A 14151-nucleotide genomic window follows, 5' to 3' on the forward strand; every position below is an offset into this window, starting at 1 on the left:
CATGACGCAGGCGGTATTGGGCATCATCGGCGGCTCCGGCATCTACGATCTGCCGGGACTCGAGGGCGCGCAGGAAGAGGTGATCAGCAGTCCCTGGGGCGAGCCATCGGCGCCGCTGCGGCGCGGGACTATCGCAGGGTTGCCGATTGTGTTCCTGCCGCGCCACGACAAGGGCCACCGGCTATCGCCCTCCGACATCAACTATCGCGCCAATATCGACGTGTTGAAGCGCGCCGGCGTCACCGATCTGATCTCGCTCTCGGCTTGCGGCTCCTTCAAGGAGGAGATGCCGCCCGGAACCTTCGTCCTGGTCGACCAGTTCGTCGATCGCACCTACAAGCGCGAGAGCTCGTTCTTCGGCAGAGGCTGCGTCGCGCATGTGTCGATGGCACATCCGGTTTCGCCGCGGCTGCGCATCCATCTGGCCGCAGCGGCCGAAGCCGAGGGCATCGCGGTCGCGCGGGGCGGCACCTATGTCTGCATGGAGGGACCGCAATTCTCCACCTATGCGGAGAGCATGACCTACAAGACTCTTGGCTATTCCGTGATCGGCATGACCAACATGCCCGAGGCAAAGCTCGCTCGCGAGGCGGAGATTTGCTACGCCACGGTCGCGATGGTGACGGATTTCGACTGCTGGCATCCCGATCACGACGCCGTCACTGTTCAGGACATCATCCGCGTGCTGAGCTCGAACGCCGACAAGGCCAAGACACTGGTGGCGCGGCTGGCCAAGGAGTTTCCGCGCGAGCATGAGCCGTGCCCGATCGGCTCGGATCGCGCGCTCGACACCGCGCTGATCACGGCGCCCGAGGCGCGCGATCCGGAACTGTTGAAGAAGCTCGATGCGGTGGCGGGGCGCGTGTTGCGCGGCTGAGACGAAAGGCAGAATGCCATGAAAGTCGACGGCAAGCATTTTCGCAGCATCTGGCGCGAGCGCGACGGCTGGTCGGTCGGCGCGATCGACCAGCGCAGGCTGCCGCATGAGTTCGTCGTCGCGCGGCTCATCTCGTGCGAGGACGCCGCCACCGCGATCCGCGACATGCTCGTGCGCGGCGCGCCGCTGATCGGCGCGACGGCGGCCTACGGCATGGCGCTCGCCATGCGCGAGGACAGTTCCGATGCCGGCCTGAAGCGCGCCTACGAGACGCTTGTCGTGGCGCGGCCGACCGCGATCAATCTGAAATGGGCGCTGAACGAGATGCGCGCGACGCTTGCACCGATCGATCCGCTGGAGCGGGCCGAGGCTGCCTACGCGCGCGCCGACGAGATCGTCGAGCAGGACGTCGAGATCAACCGCGGCATTGCCGGCAACGGCTTGCGGCTGATCGAGGCGATCGCGGGCAAGAAGGAGCCGGGTGAGGTGGTCAACGTGCTGACCCATTGCAATGCCGGCTGGCTCGCGACCGTCGACTGGGGCACCGCGACTGCGCCGATCTATCTCGCGCATGAGCGTGGCCTCAAGGTCCATGTCTGGGTCGACGAGACCCGCCCGCGCAACCAGGGCGCCTCGCTCACCGCCTGGGAGCTCGGTCATCACGGCGTGCCGCATACCGTGATTGCCGACAATACCGGCGGACATCTGATGCAGCATGGCATGGTCGACCTTGCCATCGTCGGCACCGACCGTGTCGCGGCCAATGGCGACGTCTGCAACAAGATCGGTACGTATCTGAAGGCGCTTGCCGCGTACGACAACGGCGTGCCGTTCTACGTCGCGCTGCCGTCGCCGACGATCGATTTTGCAGTGAATGACGGTATCAAGGATATTCCGATCGAGCAGCGCAGCGGCACGGAGGTCACCGACATGACCGGGCGCACCGCGGACGGCCGGCTCGAGACCGTGCGCATCGTGCCGGAGGGCTCACCGGTCGCGAACTATGCCTTCGACGTGACGCCGGCGCGCCTCGTCACCGGGCTCATCACCGAGCGCGGCGTCCTGAAGCCGGATCGCGCGTCGCTTGCGGCAGCCTTCCCCGACCGGATCGCGGCCGCGACGGAGTAGTTGGTGCTAGCTCAGCTTCAATCCCGTCGCCGCCTCGAGCTCGGCGACCGCTTGCGCGCCACTGGCCACCTTGATCGTGGTCATGCCCATCTCGCGCGCGGGCTTCAAATTGACGCCGAGATCGTCGAGATAGACGCAATTGCTGGGATCGACCTTCAGTATCTCGACCATCATCCGGTAGATGCGCGGGTCGGGCTTGCGCAGGCCGATCTTGGCGGATTCAATCACGTGGTCGAACAGCGCCATCACCTCGGCGACATAGAGCGTGCGTCCGGTCAGGCTGCCGATCGCGTTGGCCGGAAGGTTGTTGGTGATACAGCCGGTCTTGAATTGCGCATTGATACGCTTCAGGGCCTCGACCATCTCGGGGCGCAGATCTCCTTGAAGCAGCGGCAGCACGTCACGCCCACGCACTTCCGCGCCAAGCGCGAGCGATTCGACAGCGAACAGCTTGTCGAACGTGTCGATGTCGACCTCGGCGCGCTCGAACTTGGCCCAGGCGTTTTCAAGATGGTTGGCGGCATTGGTGCGCCGGATGATGTCGATGGGCAGGCCGCGCTCCGTCTCGAACCGCGCAAACGCCTCGAACGGCGAGGTCGTCAACACGCCGCCAAAATCAAAGATCACAGCCTCGATTGCCAATGTTCCGCCCTCGTCAATTCTCTGCCAAAACGGCTAGCATGCGCTATGGACAAGGGCCAGTCCGAAGCCATCCCAAGCCCTCATCGCTTCGATCGATAAGACGCATTCCCATGCCAAAGTCTGCCACACTCATCGCAGCCGCGCTGCTGCTCGCCACACCCGCCCATGCCGTCGTCGGTGGCGGCACGCCGCAGGCTGATGGTGTCGCACGCGCGGTCGTCACCATTGTCGGCTCGCGCGGCAATTTCTGCACGGGTAGCCTGATCGCGCCAAAGCTGGTGCTCACCGTTGCCCACTGCGTGCAGCCCGGCGCCGACTACAAGATCGTCGACTACGGCGCCGATGGTAAGCCGCAATTGCTGAATGTCCGTACCCTCGCGATCCATCCGAACTTCAACATGCAGGCGATGCAGGGGCATCGCGCCACCGCCGACGTGGCGCTCTTGCAACTGGAAATTCCACTGAAAGGAAAATCGACGGTGCCGGTCGGCGCGCCGAATATTCCAATTCAGGTCGGCAGCCGCTTCACCATCGCCGGTATCGGCGTGACAGTGCGCGGTGACGGCAAGAGCGGCGGTGCGACGCGCGTAGCCGCGCTTGTTGCCACCGGTCAACCCGGCACGCTCCAAATTCGGCTGGTCGATCCCGTAACCAACGGTGTTCGCGACGGAATCGGCGCCTGCACCGGCGATTCCGGCGGCCCGGTGTTGGAGGACAAGCCGAGCGGTCCCGTGCTCGTCGGCGTCATCAGCTGGTCGACCGGGCCGAACGGCGCCGCCGGCTGCGGCGGATTGACGGGGGTCACGCCGCTCACGCTCTATCGCGACTGGATCTTGCAGACCGCGCGGAGCTGGGGTGCGGCGCTGTGATTTGACCGCGGCTTGATCTATGTCATTTTGAAGTGGAAGCGCGATCGGCGACCATGCCCGTCGCGGAGGAAACGCGCCGTCCGGTCAAGGACGGCCATAAAAACAAGCAAGGCATAGAAGCAACAATGAATGTCGCTGTTCGCAGTCACGCCACGACCAAACAGGCCTCAGAGCATTTCGACGTGCTGATCGTCGGTGCCGGCATTTCCGGCATCGGCAGCGCCTATCATCTGACAAAGCAGCTTCCCGGCACCAGCTTCGTCATCCTGGAGACGCAGGCGACGTTCGGCGGCACCTGGACCACGCATCGCTATCCCGGCATCCGATCGGACAGCGATCTCCACACCTTCGGCTATAGCTTCAAGCCCTGGGTCGGTCCGCCCATCGCAACCGCCGAGAAGATCCTCGCCTACATGAACGAGGTGATCGACCAAAACGAAATCGCCACGCATATCCGCTACAAGCACAAGATCAATTCAGCGAGCTGGTCGAGCGCGCAAAATCTCTGGACCATCGAGGCGGTAACGACCGATACCGGCGAGGCGAAGACATTCACCGCCAACTTCCTCTGGATGTGCCAGGGCTACTATCGCCATTCGGAAGGCTACACGCCGGAATGGAAGGGCATGGACCGCTTCAAGGGCCGCGTCGTCCATCCGCAGACCTGGCCGGATGATATCGATCTCGCGGCTAAGAAGGTGGTCGTGATCGGCTCGGGCGCGACCGCGGCGACGCTGGTGCCGAACATCGCGGACCACTGCGCGCATGTCACCATGCTCCAGCGTTCGCCGACCTATTTCCGGCTCGGCCGCAACGCCATCGAGATCGCAGAGGAGTTGCGCAGGCTCCAGGTCGAGGAGACCTGGATCCACGAGATCGTCCGCCGAAAGATATTGTTCGAGCAGGATGCGTTCACGAAGCTCTGCGTGAGCAAGCCCGAGCAAGTGAAGAAGGATTTGATCGGCCAGATCAGCGCGGTCCTCGGGCCGGACTACGACGTCGAGACGCACTTCACGCCAACATATCGGCCGTGGCGGCAGCGCATTGCCTTCGTGCCCGATGCCGACCTGTTCAAGGGCATTGCGAGCGGCAAAGCCTCCGTCGTGACTGACGAGATCGAGTGTTTCGTCGAGAACGGCATTCAGCTCAAATCGGGCGAGCTGCTCGATGCCGACATCATCGTCACCGCGACCGGCTTCAACCTCGCCGCACTCGGCGACATTGCCTTCGAGATCGACGGCAAGCCGCTCGCCTTCGGCGATACCGTCACCTATCGCGGCATGATGTTCACGGGCGTGCCGAACATGGTCTGGGTCTTCGGCTATTTCCGCGCGAGCTGGACGCTGCGCGTCGACCTCGTCGCCGATTTCGTCTGCCGTCTGCTCGGACATATGAAGGAGAAAGGCGCGAACAAGGTCGAGGTCGAGTTGCGTCCCGAGGATCACAACATGCCGATCCTGCCCTGGATCGATCCGGAAAACTTCAACCCCGGCTACATGATGCGCAACATGGACCTGTTGCCCAGGCGTGGTGACAAGCCGGAATGGCAGCACAGCCAGGATTACTGGACCGAGAAGGACGAGATCCCGAAGACGGATCTGGACGACAGGGCGTTCGTGTATAGGTAAGGGGGGCTATTCTTGTACATGTGAGGGGCGGATACGGTCGCCACACACTTCGCTGTCGTCCCGGCGAAGGCCAGGACCCATACCGCGGAATCTATCGGTCCCGATGGTGGCAGTCCCACGATGACGGGTCGTCGCCAAACTTCTCCCTGTGGTTGATGGGGTCCCGGCCTTCGCCGGGACGACACTGTTTGTTTGGCGGGTAGTAGCTCAACTCATTCGCAGCAAGGCTACGAATTCCTCCGCGTCGCAATCGCCGCCGCCGCAGTCCTGTTCTCCACGCCGAGCTTGGAGTAGATCTGCTCGAGATGCTTGTCGACCGTGCGCGGGCTCAGTCCCAGGATCTGCGCGATGTCGCGGTTGGTCTTGCCCTTGGAGAGCCAGCCCAGCACCTCGCCTTCGCGGGTGGTGAGGCCGAGCTCGCTGGTGAATTCGGGCGGCAGCGTGGTGCCGGCCTCCCTGGAGAGCCGCAGCAGGAACTCGTTCGGCGCGGTTTCGCCCACGTAGTAGAGCCGGAGTTGCGCATTGTCGGGCAGGGAGGCCGCCTGCGACTTCGAGCTGCCCTTGCCTTTTGCCTGCTCCAGCCATTGCAGCAGAGATGGCGGCAGGACGAAGTCGTCATCGGCCTGCGCGCCTTGATGATCGGCAAGCAGCTTCTGCGCCTGCGGCGTGGCCCAGAGAACCTTGCCCTGCTGGTTGACCGCGAACAGGAAGCGCCCGGAGACATCGAGCGCGGCACGTGCGCTCTGGGTCAGCCGTGCATTGCCGAGATGGACGCGGATACGCGCCAGCATCTCCTCGATCACGATCGGCTTGGCGACATAGTCGACGCCGCCGGCTTCTAGTCCGCGCACGATATGCTCGGTTTCGGCCAAACCCGTCATGAAGATCACGGGCACATTGGCGAGCCCCGCATCGCGCTTCAGGCGCCGGCAGGTCTCGAACCCGTCTATGCCTGGCATCACGGCGTCGAGCAGCACGATGTCGGGCGTGATCTGTTCTACGATGCGCATTGCGGCCGCGCCGTCGAGCGCGACCATGACCGTCATCCCTGCGCCGTCGAGCGCGTCGGTGAGCAGCCGCAGCGTCTCCGGGGAGTCGTCGACGACCAGCGCGACGTCGCGCTTTTTCGGCTCAGTGTTCATACGCATGCAATGTCTTCAATGTGGCCATATACTGGTCGAGGTCGAAGCGATCGACCAGCGATTGCATCTGCGCGACGAAGTCGGCGTGCTCCGGATACTCGCTGCCGATCTCGTCCAGCTTCAATTGGATGGCCTTGACGTAGCCGATCTGACCGAGCCCGATCAGCGCCTCGACGTGCCGCACCGGCGGCCGTGAACCGCTTTCCGGCTGCCACAGTGGCACGACGATCTCGTCGGAGCCGTATTGCCATTCGATCTTGAGAAGCTGGCGGATAGCTTCCAGGAGCCGCGGGATGTCGATCGGCTTCATCAGATAGCCGTCGTGGAAGGGCTGCGCCAGCGGCGTGCCGTGGGCCTCCAGCGCGCTCGCCGACACCATCAGGATGCGCGCCTGGTGATGTCCGCTCGCGCGCAGCGACTCCGCCACGGTCCAGCCGTCCATGCCCGGCATCGAGATGTCGAGCAGGAACAGATCGGGCCGGCAATGCTGCGCCAGCGCGAGGCAGCCCGGGCCGTCGGCGGCGCTGAGCAGGATGAAGCCGAGCGGCGTCAGCACCTCGCGCAGGAGGTCGCGATGGACGGGATCGTCGTCGGTGATGAGGATGGTCTTGCGCGCACCGTGATAGCCCGAGACCGGGGCCTCCACCGGCGCAATACGCCGGGGATTGGTGACCTCCGAGAGCAGGATCTTGACCTTGAACGTGCTGCCGATACCGACTGTGCTCGTCACCCTGATGTCGCCGCCCATCACGCCGGCCAGCAGCCGGCTGATGGTCAGGCCGAGCCCGGTGCCGCTGTGCGGTTGCGAGACCCCGAGCGCACCGCGCTCGAAGGGAGCGAAGATGCGTTCGAGATCGTCGCTTCGGATGCCGGGACCGGTGTCGATCACCTCGAACTCGGCGACCGGGCTGCGGTAGTGCACCACGAACTGCACGCTGCCGCTTTGGGTGAACTTGATCGCGTTGGAGAGCAGATTGATCAGCACCTGACGCAGCCGCTTCTCGTCGGCATACACCACGGTCGGCAATGTTGCCGGACGCCTGAACACGAAGTCGATGCCTTTGGCCGCGGCCTGAAGGCGGAACATGCCGACGAGCTGATCCAGAAACTCGCTAAGCCGCACCTCGTCGCGTGACAGATAGAGCCGTCCCGCCTCGATCTTGGAAATATCCAGAATGCCGTCGATCAGGCCGGAGAGGTGATCGGCGCTGCGGCGGACGACGCGGACCTGGCCGCGCGGCTTGGCGTGCAGCGTCGTATCCTGCTCGAGGAGCTGAGCATAACCGCTGATCGCGTTCAGCGGCGAGCGCAGCTCATGGCTCAGGCCCACCACATAGCGGCTCTTGGCAAGGTTGGCGGATTCGGCGACCTCCTTGGCGCGCTGAAGCTTGGCGTCGGTGCGCTTGTGGGCGTCGATCTCCTGGATCAGCAGCGTCGTCTGTCGTTTAGTTTCGGCCTCCGCCGCGCGGCGGCTCTGCTGCGCCAGCACGAACAGCCAGGCCACCACGCCGATGATGATGCTGAGCGAGAAGAACACCTTCCAGAGCACGTTGGAGACGAGCACGTTCTCGCCGTGCACGCTGGCCAAGGTCTGGAGATAGATCAGTCCAAGCACCAGCGCGACGAGGCCGGCGGAGACGACGAACACGCCGATGTAATGGCCGAACTGCGAGTTGATCCGCTGATAGATCGCCTGCGGCAGGATCTTGCCAAGCGCGTCCGAGAATTGCACCTGCGCGCGCGCGTGCGGCTTGCAGAGGTCGTGGCAGCGAGCGTCGAGGGAGCAGCACAGCGAGCAGATGGGGCCGGCATAGGCGGGGCAGGACGTCATGTCCTCGGGTTCGAAATTGTGCTCGCAGATGCAGCACTGGATCGACTCGATGTTGGCCCAGCTCCGCTTCGGCTTGCGCGCGATGTAGAACTTCCCGTCGGTGAGCCAGGCGATGACCGGTGCGGTGACAAAGGCAACCGTCAGCGCGACGAAGGCGGCAAGCGCCTTCATGGTCGGGCCGAACAGGCCGTAGAACGCCGCAATTGAGACGATGATCGCGAGCGTCATCGCGCCGACACCGACCGGGTTGATGTCGTAGAGATGCGCGCGCTTGAACTCCATTTGCGGCGGACGCAGGCCGAGTGGCTTGTTGACCACGAGATCGGACACCAGAGCGCCGACCCAGGCAATCGCGACGTTGGAGTAGAGCGCAAGCGTCTGCTCAAGTGCTTTATAAACGCCGATCTCCATCAAGAGCAGCGCCACCATCACGTTGAATACCAGCCAAACGACGCGCCCGGGATGGCTGTGCGTCAGGCGCGAGAAGAAGTTCGACCAGGCGATCGATCCGGCATAGGCGTTGGTGACGTTGATCTTGAGCTGCGACAGGATCACGAACGTGCCGGTCAACGCCAGAGCGAGGTCCGGGTCCGACAGCACGTATCGAAATGCCACGAGATACATATGCGCGGGCTCGGCGGCCTCTTCCGGCGGCACGCCGTGGCTGAGCGCAAAGAAGGCGAGGAACGAGCCGGCCAGAAGTTTTAGCGCGCCGAGCACGATCCAGCCCGGTCCTGCGCTCATCAGCGCAATCCACCACGACGTCCTGGAGGTGCGGCGGTCGCGTGGCAAAAAGCGCAGGAAGTCGACCTGCTCGCCGATCTGCGCCACCAGCGAGAACACCACCGAGGAGGCGACGCCAAACAGCAACAGATCGAAATGTCCGCCGAGGTCGCCGTGCTCGCCGGCGAATTTGTGCCATTCCGCAAAGGAGTGGGGGTTAGCCCATGCAATCGCGGTAAAAGGCAGGATGTGCAGGATGACCCAGAGCGGCTGCGTCCAGAGCTGGAAGCGGCTGATCAGCGTGATGCCGTAGGTCACGAGCGGGATGATCGCGACCGCGCTGATGAGGTAGCCGATCGGACGCGGTATGCCCAGGCACATCTCCAGCGCGGTCGCCAAGATTACTGCCTCGACCGCGAAGAAGATGAACGTGAAGGAGGCGTAGATCAGCGACGTAATGGTCGAACCGATATAGCCGAAGCCGGCGCCGCGGGTGAGGAGGTCAATGTCGATGCCGCATTTGGCGGCATAATAGGCAATCGGTACGCCGCAGCAGAAGATGATGGCCGAGACGACGAGGATCGCGGCAGCGGCGTTGGTGACGCCGTAATTGAGGGTGATGGTGCCGCCGATCGCTTCAAGCACCAGGAATGAGATCGCGCCGATGGCAGTGTTGGCGACGCGGGCGGCGGACCAGCGGCGCGCGCTCTTGGCGGTGAAGCGCAGCGCGTAGTCTTCCAGCGTCTGGTTGGCGACCCATTGATTGTACTGGCGCCTGACGCGGTCTATTCGCTGCCGCCCTGCCACTTAACCCCACTCCCGAAGTCGTCCGGTCCCTCGCAAATCCCGTACCAAAAGCCTACGTCGGTATTTTGCGGTGCAGTATACGCGATCTTGCGTATGCTTGCAGTGCACAAATTCGAGCCATCCTCATGGCACCAATCGCGTGTCCTCGAACAAAAAGTGGGGTGCTCATGTCAGACGAAGCAAACAAAGGCCTGTTGTCGCCGCTCCGGCGAAAACTGTTGATGGGGATGGCGGCATTGCCGGCCATCACGATGCTGCCGCGGCCGTCGCTGGCACAGTCGCCGGCGACCTCGGCGGTCAACACCACGGGTCTTGCGGTCACCGACACCGAGGTGACGGTCGGCATCCTGCATTCGGCGACTGGCACCATGGCCATCTCCGAGACCGGCTCGATCGAGGCCGAGAAACTTGCCATCGAGCAGATCAACGCCGCCGGCGGCGTGCTCGGGCGCAAGATCAAGTTCATCCAGGAAGACGGCGCCAGCGACTGGCCGACTTTCGCGGAGAAGGCCAAGAAGCTGCTCGTCAACGACAAGGTCGCGGCGATCATGGGCTGCTGGACCTCGGCCTCGCGCAAGGCCGTGCTGCCGGTGGTCGAGCAGTATAACGGCATGCTCTATTACCCGACCTTCTACGAAGGCCTCGAGCAGTCCAAGAACGTGATCTACACCGGCCAGGAGGCGACCCAGCAGATTCTCGCCGGCCTGAACTGGATCGCGAAGGAAAAGGGCGCGAAGTCGTTCTTCTTCATCGGATCCGACTACATCTGGCCGCGCACCTCGAACAAGATCGCGCGCAAGCACGTCGAAAACGTGTTGAAGGGCAAGGTCGTCGGCGAGGAGTATTATCCGCTCGGCAACACCCAGTTCAATTCGGTGATCAACAAGATCAAGCTGACCAAGCCCGACGTGATCTTCACCGACGTTGTCGGCGGCTCGAATGTCGCGTTCTACAAGCAGCTCAAGGCGGCCGGCATCGACCTCTCCAAGCAGGCGCTGCTGACGATCTCGGTGACCGAAGACGAAATCGACGGCATTGGCGGCGAGAACATTGCGGGCGCCTATGCCTGCATGAAGTACTTCCAGTCGCTCGACAATCCGAACAACAAGGCCTTCGTGCCCGCGTTCAAGAAGATGTGGGGCGAGAAGACGGTCATCGGAGACGTCACCCAGGCTGCCTATCTCGGCCCGTGGCTGTGGAAGTTGACGGTGGAGAAGGCGGGCTCCTTCGACGTCGACAAGATCGCGGCGGCTTCGCCGGGCATCGAGTTCAAGGGCGCTCCGGAAGGCTATGTGCGTATCCACGAAAATCATCACCTCTGGTCGAAGACCCGGGTGGGACGCGCCAAGCTCGATGGCCAGTTCGAGCTGATCTACGAGACCGCCGATCTGGTCGAGCCGGATCCGTTCCCCAAGGGCTACCAGTAAGACGCGGGCGAAGTCGCGGCGTTTGCCGCGGTTTTCCTCAAGATCAAGCCTCTCCCTGGCGTGGATCGCAAGTCCACGCCCAAGACCCCCGCGTCGCGAACCTGCTCGCGACGCGGGACCCTATCCCCCGACGGAGGACATCGATGTTCGGCGACTACTCGCTTGGTGACCTTGGCTCCATCTTCGTCATGCAGGGTTTTGCAGGACTGATCCTGTTCTCGGTCTACGTCCTGATGGCGCTGGGGCTTGCGATCATCTTCGGCCAGATGGGCGTCATCAACATGGCCCATGGCGAGTTCATGATTCTCGGGGCCTACGTCACCTGGATGACCTCGAATTTCTTCCAGTCCTATTTGCCAAGCCTGTTCAGCGGCTACTTCTTCCTCGCGATGATCCTGGCCTTCATCGCCTCCGGCGCATTGGGAATGCTGGTGGAATGGGTGCTGATACGGCATCTCTACAAGCGACCGCTCGACACGCTGCTTGCCACCTGGGGCCTCAGCCTGATGCTCCAGCAGGCCTATCGTTCCGTGTTCGGCGCGCGCGAGGTCGGCGTCGAGCTGCCGCAGTGGATGCTCGGGTCGCTGCACGTGACCGACAGCATCGAAGTGCCGATCAACGGCGTCTTCGTGATGTGCCTCACCGTCCTGATCACCGTCTGCGTCGCCTACGTGATGTACAAATCGCGCTGGGGCCGCCAGGTGCGCGCGGTGGTGCAGAACCGCATCATGGCCGGCGCCGTCGGCATCAACACCGAAAAAGTCGATCGCTATACCTACGGCCTCGGTTGCGGGATCGCCGGCGTCGCCGGCAGCGCCTTCACGATGATCGGCTCCACCGGTCCCACGTCCGGACAGCTCTACATCGTCGATACATTCCTGGTGGTCGTGTTCGGCGGTGCCGCGAGCCTGCTCGGCACCATCGCTTCGGCCTTCTCGATCTCGCAGACCCAATCCACCCTCGAGTTCTTCTTGTCGGGTTCGATGGCCAAGGTGCTGACACTGCTTGCCGTTGTCGGAATCCTGATGCTGCGGCCGCAGGGACTGTTCGCCCTCAAGGTCCGCAAGTGAGAAACAGAGGCTGATGCAATGACCGACAATCGGTTCTTCAATCGATCGGAGCTCATCGGAGTCCTGTTGCTCGCGGTCTTCCTGGTGGTGATCCTTCCGCTCACGCTCGATGTCTTCAGGCTCAATCTGGTCGCAAAGTACCTGACCTATGCCTTCGTCGCGCTGGGGCTGGTGATCTGCTGGGGCTATGGCGGCATTCTCAGTCTCGGCCAGGGCGTGTTCTTCGGGCTCGGCGGCTACTGCATGGCGATGTTCCTCAAGCTGGAAGCCTCCAGCCCCGAGAACACCAAGATCCAATCCACGCCCGGCATCCCCGATTTCATGGACTGGAATCAGATCACCGCGCTGCCGTTGTTCTGGAAGCCGTTTCACAGCCTCACCTTCACGATTGCCGCCATCATTCTGGTGCCCGGCATCTTCGCCCTGATCATCGGCACGGCGATGTTCAAGCGCCGGGTCGGCGGCACTTACTTCGCGATCATCACCCAGGCGGTCGCGGCCATCCTGACCATCCTGATCGTGGGACAGCAGGGCTACACCGGCGGCATCAACGGCATGACCGATCTGCGGACGCTGAAGGGCTGGGACATCCGGCCGGATCACGCCAAGATCGTGCTGTACTTCTTCGAAGTTGGACTGCTGTTCGTCTGCATCATGATCGCGCAGTTCATCCGGCACTCCAAGCTCGGACGCATCCTGGTTGCGATGCGCGAGAAAGAGGACCGGGTCCGCTTCTCCGGCTACAGCGTCGCGAACTTCAAGATCTTCGCCTTCTGCATCGCTGCCGTGTTCGCCGCGATCGGCGGCGCCATGTTCGCGCTCAATGTCGGCTTCATGTCACCGTCCTTCGTCGGCATCGTGCCGTCGATCGAGATGGTGATCTACACCGCGGTCGGTGGCCGGCTTTCGATCCTCGGTGCGGTCTACGGCACGCTGCTGGTCAATTTTGCCAAGACCAGCCTGTCGGAAACCTTTCCCGAATTGTGGCTGTTCGGATTGGGCGGGTTGTTCATTGCCGTGGTCCTGGCCTTCCCGAATGGTCTTGCCGGAATCTGGGGCGACTATGTGCAGCCGCGCATCGATCGCCTGATCTCGTCGCGCAAATCGAAACCCGAGGGCTGGACCGACAGCTCGGTCGCCGACGGCGCCCCGGCGGAGTGAGGAGATCATCATGCTCGTAGGTCACCAGCCCAAGGAATTTCTGCTCGCCGTCGAGGCGCTGACCGTGTCGTTCGACGGGTTCAAGGCGGTCAACGATCTCTCCTTTTACGTCGACGAGAACGAGATCCGCGTCATCATCGGTCCGAACGGCGCCGGCAAGACCACCGTGCTCGACCTGATCTGCGGCAAGACCAAAGCGACGTCCGGCTCGATCCAGTTCCGCGGCAAGGAGCTGACCCGGATGAAGGAGAACGAGATCGTGAAGACCGGGGTCGGCCGCAAGTTCCAGAACCCGTCGATCTATGACGATCTCACGGTGTTCGAGAATTTGGAAATTTCCTATCCGCGCGGACGCTCGGTGTTCGGTGCGCTGACCTTCACCCGCGACGCCGCCGTGCGCGACCGGGTGCATGAAGTCGCCGAAATGATCTTTCTGAAGGACCGGCTGAACGTGAACGCCGATCTGCTCAGTCATGGCCAGAAGCAATGGCTCGAGATCGGCATGCTGCTGATCCAGGACCCCGACCTGTTGATGCTGGACGAGCCCGTCGCCGGCATGAGCGTCTCCGAGCGCGCCAAGACCGCCGAGCTGCTCAACCGCATCATCAAGAACCGTTCCGTGCTGGTGATCGAACACGACATGAAGTTCGTTGAGGACATCGCGCACAAGGTCACCGTGCTTCACCAGGGCCAGATCCTCTCCGAGGGCACCATGGAGAAGGTGAAGAACGACCCCAAGGTCGTCGAAGTCTACCTGGGGCACTGAGATATGACGAAGTCGAGTGAATCCGCTGCGGCACTGACGGTCTACCTCTCCCCTTGTGGGAGAGGTCGGATTGCATCGCC

General features: G+C 62.9%; 11 protein-coding genes. 8 read left to right on the forward strand and 3 right to left on the reverse strand.

What is annotated here, in order from left to right:
- The first annotated feature begins 1 nt into the window (after position 1).
- Positions 2 to 877, forward strand: coding sequence for an S-methyl-5'-thioadenosine phosphorylase (locus IVB18_RS01670; protein ID WP_247987611.1), 876 nt, complete (start codon positions 2 to 4; stop codon positions 875 to 877).
- 18 nt (positions 878 to 895) lie between these two features.
- The gene (mtnA, locus tag IVB18_RS01675; RefSeq protein WP_247987612.1) at positions 896 to 2005 is read left to right on the forward strand and encodes an S-methyl-5-thioribose-1-phosphate isomerase; all 1110 of its coding nucleotides are present in this window, start codon (positions 896 to 898) and stop codon (positions 2003 to 2005) included.
- 6 nt (positions 2006 to 2011) lie between these two features.
- On the opposite strand, the gene IVB18_RS01680 is transcribed toward mtnA, so the two are convergent.
- Positions 2012 to 2647: an HAD-IA family hydrolase gene (locus IVB18_RS01680; protein WP_247987613.1), complete on the reverse strand. Its 636-nt coding sequence runs from the start codon at positions 2645 to 2647 to the stop codon at positions 2012 to 2014.
- 110 nt (positions 2648 to 2757) lie between these two features.
- On the opposite strand from IVB18_RS01680, the gene IVB18_RS01685 reads away from it, so the two are divergent.
- Both IVB18_RS01685 and IVB18_RS01690 read left to right on the forward strand, forming a co-directional pair.
- Positions 2758 to 3516, forward strand: a complete 759-nt coding sequence (locus tag IVB18_RS01685; protein WP_247987614.1) for a trypsin-like serine protease — start codon at positions 2758 to 2760, stop codon at positions 3514 to 3516.
- Positions 3517 to 3641: 125 nt separating this feature from the next.
- Positions 3642 to 5144, forward strand: coding sequence for an NAD(P)/FAD-dependent oxidoreductase (locus IVB18_RS01690; protein WP_247987615.1), 1503 nt, complete (start codon positions 3642 to 3644; stop codon positions 5142 to 5144).
- Positions 5145 to 5371: 227 nt separating this feature from the next.
- On the opposite strand, the gene IVB18_RS01695 is transcribed toward IVB18_RS01690, so the two are convergent.
- Positions 5372 to 6292 (reverse strand): response regulator, encoded by a 921-nt coding sequence (locus tag IVB18_RS01695; protein ID WP_247987616.1) that lies wholly within the window; start codon positions 6290 to 6292, stop codon positions 5372 to 5374.
- Positions 6276 to 9647, reverse strand: a complete 3372-nt coding sequence (locus IVB18_RS01700; RefSeq protein ID WP_247987617.1) for an ATP-binding protein — start codon at positions 9645 to 9647, stop codon at positions 6276 to 6278. Before IVB18_RS01700 ends, IVB18_RS01695 begins: the two co-directional genes overlap by 17 nt.
- A 167-nt stretch (positions 9648 to 9814) precedes the next feature.
- Here IVB18_RS01700 and urtA point away from each other — a divergent pair, with 167 nt between their 5' ends.
- From urtA to urtD, 4 genes are all read left to right on the forward strand, one after another.
- Positions 9815 to 11074: an urea ABC transporter substrate-binding protein gene (gene urtA, locus IVB18_RS01705; protein WP_247987618.1), complete on the forward strand. Its 1260-nt coding sequence runs from the start codon at positions 9815 to 9817 to the stop codon at positions 11072 to 11074.
- A 143-nt stretch (positions 11075 to 11217) separates the two neighbouring features.
- On the forward strand, positions 11218 to 12144 hold the full coding sequence (gene urtB / locus IVB18_RS01710; protein ID WP_247987619.1) for an urea ABC transporter permease subunit UrtB: 927 nt from the start codon (positions 11218 to 11220) through the stop codon (positions 12142 to 12144).
- A gap of 18 nt (positions 12145 to 12162) precedes the next feature.
- Positions 12163 to 13305 carry an urea ABC transporter permease subunit UrtC gene (urtC, locus tag IVB18_RS01715; protein ID WP_247987620.1) on the forward strand — a complete coding sequence of 381 codons (1143 nt, stop codon included), beginning with the start codon at positions 12163 to 12165 and terminating at the stop codon, positions 13303 to 13305.
- Positions 13306 to 13315: 10 nt separating this feature from the next.
- Positions 13316 to 14071 carry an urea ABC transporter ATP-binding protein UrtD gene (gene urtD / locus IVB18_RS01720; protein ID WP_011083791.1) on the forward strand — a complete coding sequence of 252 codons (756 nt, stop codon included), beginning with the start codon at positions 13316 to 13318 and terminating at the stop codon, positions 14069 to 14071.
- Positions 14072 to 14151 lie beyond the last annotated feature (80 nt).

This window comes from Bradyrhizobium sp. 186 (assembly GCF_023101685.1).
Taxonomy (GTDB): domain Bacteria; phylum Pseudomonadota; class Alphaproteobacteria; order Rhizobiales; family Xanthobacteraceae; genus Bradyrhizobium.

Excerpts from the sequence above, each read along its gene's own strand:
- IVB18_RS01670 (WP_247987611.1), top strand. The coding sequence starts at position 2 with ATGACGCAGGCGGTATTGGGCATCATCGGCGGCTCCGGCATCTACGAT.
- mtnA (WP_247987612.1), top strand. The coding sequence starts at position 896 with ATGAAAGTCGACGGCAAGCATTTTCGCAGCATCTGGCGCGAGCGCGAC.
- IVB18_RS01685 (WP_247987614.1), top strand. The coding sequence starts at position 2,758 with ATGCCAAAGTCTGCCACACTCATCGCAGCCGCGCTGCTGCTCGCCACA.
- IVB18_RS01690 (WP_247987615.1), top strand. The coding sequence starts at position 3,642 with ATGAATGTCGCTGTTCGCAGTCACGCCACGACCAAACAGGCCTCAGAG.
- IVB18_RS01695 (WP_247987616.1), bottom strand. The coding sequence starts at position 6,292 with ATGCGTATGAACACTGAGCCGAAAAAGCGCGACGTCGCGCTGGTCGTC.
- urtA (WP_247987618.1), top strand. The coding sequence starts at position 9,815 with ATGTCAGACGAAGCAAACAAAGGCCTGTTGTCGCCGCTCCGGCGAAAA.
- urtB (WP_247987619.1), top strand. The coding sequence starts at position 11,218 with ATGTTCGGCGACTACTCGCTTGGTGACCTTGGCTCCATCTTCGTCATG.
- urtC (WP_247987620.1), top strand. The coding sequence starts at position 12,163 with ATGACCGACAATCGGTTCTTCAATCGATCGGAGCTCATCGGAGTCCTG.
- urtD (WP_011083791.1), top strand. The coding sequence starts at position 13,316 with ATGCTCGTAGGTCACCAGCCCAAGGAATTTCTGCTCGCCGTCGAGGCG.